General features: G+C 62.8%; 5 protein-coding genes. All 5 read right to left on the bottom strand.

The features are described 5' to 3' along the window. The coding region (locus ENZ75_RS21950) for a mannitol dehydrogenase family protein (RefSeq protein WP_164887917.1) at positions 1-845 on the bottom strand (845 nt) is incomplete at its 3' end. Positions 846-991: 146 nt separating this feature from the next. Continuing rightward, the gene (locus ENZ75_RS21945) at positions 992-1,762 is read right to left on the bottom strand and encodes an L-iditol 2-dehydrogenase (RefSeq protein ID WP_063169750.1); all 771 of its coding nucleotides are present in this window, start codon (positions 1,760-1,762) and stop codon (positions 992-994) included. A gap of 2 nt (positions 1,763-1,764) precedes the next feature. Then, complete coding sequence (locus tag ENZ75_RS21940; protein ID WP_063169751.1) at positions 1,765-2,763, bottom strand: ABC transporter ATP-binding protein; 999 nt, start codon at positions 2,761-2,763, stop codon at positions 1,765-1,767. 49 nt (positions 2,764-2,812) lie between these two features. Further along, complete coding sequence (locus ENZ75_RS21935; RefSeq protein ID WP_063169752.1) at positions 2,813-3,637, bottom strand: carbohydrate ABC transporter permease; 825 nt, start codon at positions 3,635-3,637, stop codon at positions 2,813-2,815. A gap of 11 nt (positions 3,638-3,648) precedes the next feature. Continuing rightward, complete coding sequence (locus ENZ75_RS21930) at positions 3,649-4,521, bottom strand: sugar ABC transporter permease (RefSeq protein ID WP_063169753.1); 873 nt, start codon at positions 4,519-4,521, stop codon at positions 3,649-3,651. Between the last annotated feature and the right edge of the window lie 73 nt (positions 4,522-4,594).

Here is a 4,594-nt window from a genome sequence, read left to right as displayed (position 1 = left end):
ACGCCGACCTTTTCCAGCGGCGGCCGGCCATCGGTGAAATGGTCCTCCAGCACCCACTGCCGGAACGGCTCGCAGAACACCGGCCAGTTGTCCTCGAGGCCGAAATCCTTGGCCAGGATGCCGCGCTCGCGGTCGGTGGTGGCCGGCGTGATGCGATCGACCATGCCGTTCGGAAAGGCGACATGCTCGCTGACCCAGTTCGCCAGATCCTCGTCGATCAAACGGGCCAGGCCGATGACGCCATCCGAGGTGACATGGCCATTGTGGGGAATGTTGTCGCACGACATCACGGTGAACGGCACGGTGCCTTCATCGCGGCGGCGCATCAGCCCGGCAAGGATGATGCCGAACACCGTCTTCGGCGTGGCGCCGGCCTGCGCGTCGGCGACGATGTCGGGATGGGTCGGGTTGAACACGACGGAGGCCGGGTCGATGAAATAGCCACCTTCGGTGATGGTCAGCGAAACGATCTTGATCGCCGGGTCGGCAAGCCGTTCGATCACACCGGCCGCATCGCCGGGCATCAGGAAGTCGATCATCGCGCCGGTGACGCGTGCGCTCATATGGCCGCTATCCTGCTCGACCACCGTGGTGAGCCAGTCCTGCTCTTCCAGTTTGCCGCGACCGATCTTTTCGCCGTCGAACACGCCGGCACCGATCAGCGCCCAGTCATGGCCGATGCCCGCATTGAACAGATCGTCGAGATAGACGGCCTGATGCGAGCGGTGGAAATTGCCGACGCCGAAATGCACGATGCCGGCCTTCAGCGTCGCGCGGTCATACTTCGGACCTGCGACGTTGGCGGGCAGCTTGGAGAGGTTAGAGGACGAGAGTTTCACGGTCATCTGTTTTACCCTTTGGCCGGGTTTCGGCCTTCGTTACGCTCCTCTCCCCGTCGGGGAGCGGATAAGGGGTGGCACTTGCTACGCGCCCGCTGAAGTCGGCCTCTGCTCCCCGCGGAGGGACGAGGAGCAGAGGCCGTCCCCCGCCCTCAACTCATCCACTGGCCGCCATCGACATTGTAGGTCTGGGCGACGATGTATTCGGCGTCGCTGCTGGCGAGAAACACAGCCATGCCGGTGAGGTCCTGTGCCGTGCCCATGCGGCCATACGGCACCGCCTCGCCGACCAGTTTCTTCTTCTCGCCCCTCGGCCGGTTCTCATATTTGGCGAACAGCGAATCGACGTGATCCCAGTGCTCGCCGTCGACGACGCCAGGGGCAATCGCGTTGACGTTGATGCGGTGCTTGATCAGGTCGAGCCCCGCCGACTGGGTCAGCGAGATGACGGCGGCCTTGGTGGCGCAATAGACGCCGACCAGCGCCTCGCCGCGCCGTCCGGCCTGGCTCGCCATGTTGATGATCCTGCCGCCCTTGCCTCGCGCGATCATCGAGCGGGCGGCTGCCTGCAGCATGAACAGCGTGCCGGCGACATTGACGGAAAACAACTTGTCGTAGCTTGCCCTGGTGATTTCGACGATCGGCGCCAGGTCGAACAGGGCGGCGTTGTTGATCAGGATATCGAGGCCACCGGTCTTCGTCTCGACGGCTTTCACCGCCGCCTCGATCGAGGCGAGGTCGGTGACGTCGAGCTTGACCGCATAGGCCTTGCCGCCAATCTCGGCGGCGGTCTTCTGCGCCGCCTCGAGATTGATGTCGCCGATGGCGACGGTTGCGCCTTCGCCGGCATAGGCTTCGGCGAAGGCTCTGCCGATGCCGCGGGCCGAACCCGTGATCAGCGCGGATTTGCCGGCCAGTCGCATGTTCAGATTGCCTTTCCGTCGGCGCCAAAGCGATGCAGCTTGGCCTTGTCTGGTGTCAGGTAAATGGTGTCGCCGTGATGGACGCCGAGTTCGCCGTCGGCGCGCACGGTCAGCGGACCGACGCCGTCGGCCTGGACGTGCAGGAAGGTGTCGGAGCCGAGATGCTCGGCGACGCCGACGACTGCCTTCCATTCGCCCGCCCTGGTCGAGATCTCCAGGTGTTCGGGACGGATGCCGATGGTCTTGGCGCCGTTTTTGGCAGCCGGCGCGCCCTCGATCAGGTTCATCTTCGGCGAGCCGATAAAGCTGGCGACGAACAGGTTCTTCGGCGTCTTGTAGAGCTCCATCGGCGAGCCGACCTGCTCGATGTTGCCGGCGTTCAGCACGACGATCTTGTCGGCCATGGTCATCGCTTCAACCTGATCGTGGGTAACGTAGATCATGGTGGTTTTGAGCTGATGGTGCAGCTCGCTGATCTCCAGCCGCATGGTGCCGCGCAGTGCCGCATCGAGATTGGACAGCGGTTCGTCGAACAGGAAGGCGGTCGGCTGACGCACGATGGCGCGGCCGATCGCGACGCGCTGGCGCTGGCCGCCTGAAAGCTGGCCGGGCCGGCGTTCGAGATAGTTGGTCAGGTTGAGCACGCGCGCCGCGTCTCCCACCTTCTTGTCGATGGTCGCCTTGTCCTCACCGGCCATCTTCAGCGGGAAGCCGATGTTCTTGGCCACCGTCATGTGCGGATAGAGCGCGTAAGACTGGAACACCATGGCGAGCTTGCGCTTGGCCGGTGCCTCGCCGGTGACGTCGCGGCCGTCGATGTTGATGGAGCCGCCGCTGGTGTCCTCGAGCCCGGCGATCAGGCGCAGCAGCGTTGACTTGCCGCAACCCGACGGGCCGACAAAGACGACGAACTCGCCATTCTCGATCACCAGGTCGAGACCGGGGATGATGGACGTCGCTCCGAAGGATTTCGAGACGTTCTTGAGCGTGATGTTTCCCATGGTTTCCTCCCCGAGGGGTTATTTCTGCCGATTGCTTCGGGCAATTCCGTTATTTCACCGCACCAAATGTCAGGCCGCGCACCAGCTGCTTCTGGCTGAACCAGCCCATGATCAGGATCGGCGCGATGGCCAGCGTCGAGGCGGCCGAAAGCTTCGCCCAGAACAGGCCTTGCGGGCTTGAGAACGAGCTGATGAAGGCGGTCAGGGGTGCGGCTTCCGTCGTCGTCAGCCGGATCGTCCAGAACGCCTCGTTCCAGGCCAGGATGATGTTGAGCAGCATTGTCGAGGCGATGCCCGGCACCGCCATCGGCGTCAGCACATAGACGATCTCGTTCCACAGCGATGCGCCGTCCATGCGCGCCGCTTCCAGGATCTCGCCAGGGATTTCGCGGAAATAGGTGTAGAGCATCCACACCACGATCGGCAGGTTGATCAGCATCAGCATGATCATGAGGCCGATGCGGCTGCCGAGCAGGCCTGTGTCGCGGAAGATCAGGTAGATCGGGAACAGCACCGCGACCGCCGGCATCATCTTGGTGGACAGCATCCACATCAAGATGTCCTTGGTCCGCTTGGTCGGCGAGAAGGCCATCGACCATGCCGCCGGTATGGCGACCAGCAGGGCCAGGATGGTCGAGCCGACCGAGAGCAGCACCGAGTTGAAGAAGAACTTGAAGTAGCCGCTCTGTGCCTGGACCTCGGTATAGCTCTCGAACGTTCCCGACGGGATGATGCTGAAGCCCTGGATGGCTTCCTGCTCCGACTTGAACGAGGTGATGATCGTGTAGAGGATCGGGAAGAAGATCAGCAGGGCGACGATCCAGGCGGCAACCGTCGCGATCGTCTTGTGCCGGGTGGTGACTGAGCGTGCCATCGTAGCCTCCCTTACTTGTCCAGGTTCTTGCCGACGGCGCGCATGGCGAAGAAGGCAACGATATTGGCGAGAATGACGGCGATCACACCGCCGGCGGATGCCTGGCCGATTTTGAACTCCAGCAACGCCTTCTGGTAGACGAGGAAGGGCAGGTTGGTGGAGGCGTATCCCGGGCCGCCATTGGTGGTGACGAGGATCTCGGCATAGACCGAGAGAAGGAAGATCGTCTGGATCAGGATGACGACCGTGATGGCGCGCGACATGTGCGGCAGCGTCAGATAGATGAAGCGGCTGATGAACCCGGCGCCGTCCATCTCGGCGGCTTCCTTCTGCTCGCCGTCGAGCGACTGCAGCGCGGTCAGAAGAATGAGCGTCGCGAAGGGCAGCCACTGCCAGGCGACGATGATGATGATCGCCAGCATCGGATGTTGCCCGAACCAGTCGATCGGCTGGGCCCCGAAGAAGCGGGCTATGTCGGCGAACACCCCGTATGGCGGGTGCATGATCATGTTCTTCCAGACCAATGCGGCCACCGGCGGCATGACGAAGAACGGCGAGATGACGAGGATGCGCACGATGCCCTGGCCCCACATCGGCTGGTCGATCAGCAGCGCCAGAAGGATACCGCCGATCACCGTGATCAGGAGCACGCTGACCACCAAGGTGAGCGTGTTGAGGATCGACTGCAGGAAGGCCGGGTTGGAATAGAACAGCGCGTAATTCGAGAAGCCGACGAAGCCGTCGCGGATCGGATTGAGCGGGTTGTACTGCTGGAAGGAGAACCAGATGGTGATGACCAGCGGCACGATCATCCAGACGAACAGCAGCACCACGGATGGCGCCATCATGAAACGGGCAAGCGAACGGGTCTGCTGAGTAGCCATGACGGTCACCCTTCACTGGTCAGACGGAATTTTCAAAGGCGTTAAAGGCGGCCGCCCGAACTGGGAACTCGGG

The sequence above is a fragment of the Mesorhizobium sp. M7A.F.Ca.CA.002.04.1.1 genome (genome assembly GCF_004022805.1).
GTDB classification, from domain to species: Bacteria; Pseudomonadota; Alphaproteobacteria; order Rhizobiales; family Rhizobiaceae; genus Mesorhizobium; species Mesorhizobium ciceri.
Note: the sequence above shows the minus strand (reverse complement) of the source record. Positions and strands in the feature narration are given on the sequence as shown.

What these genes read in the sequence shown, in the direction of transcription:
- ENZ75_RS21945 (WP_063169750.1), bottom strand. Translation starts at nt 1,762, where the DNA reads ATGCGACTGGCCGGCAAATCCGCGCTGATCACGGGTTCGGCCCGCGGC.
- ENZ75_RS21940 (WP_063169751.1), bottom strand. Translation starts at nt 2,763, where the DNA reads ATGGGAAACATCACGCTCAAGAACGTCTCGAAATCCTTCGGAGCGACG.
- ENZ75_RS21935 (WP_063169752.1), bottom strand. Translation starts at nt 3,637, where the DNA reads ATGGCACGCTCAGTCACCACCCGGCACAAGACGATCGCGACGGTTGCC.
- ENZ75_RS21930 (WP_063169753.1), bottom strand. Translation starts at nt 4,521, where the DNA reads ATGGCTACTCAGCAGACCCGTTCGCTTGCCCGTTTCATGATGGCGCCA.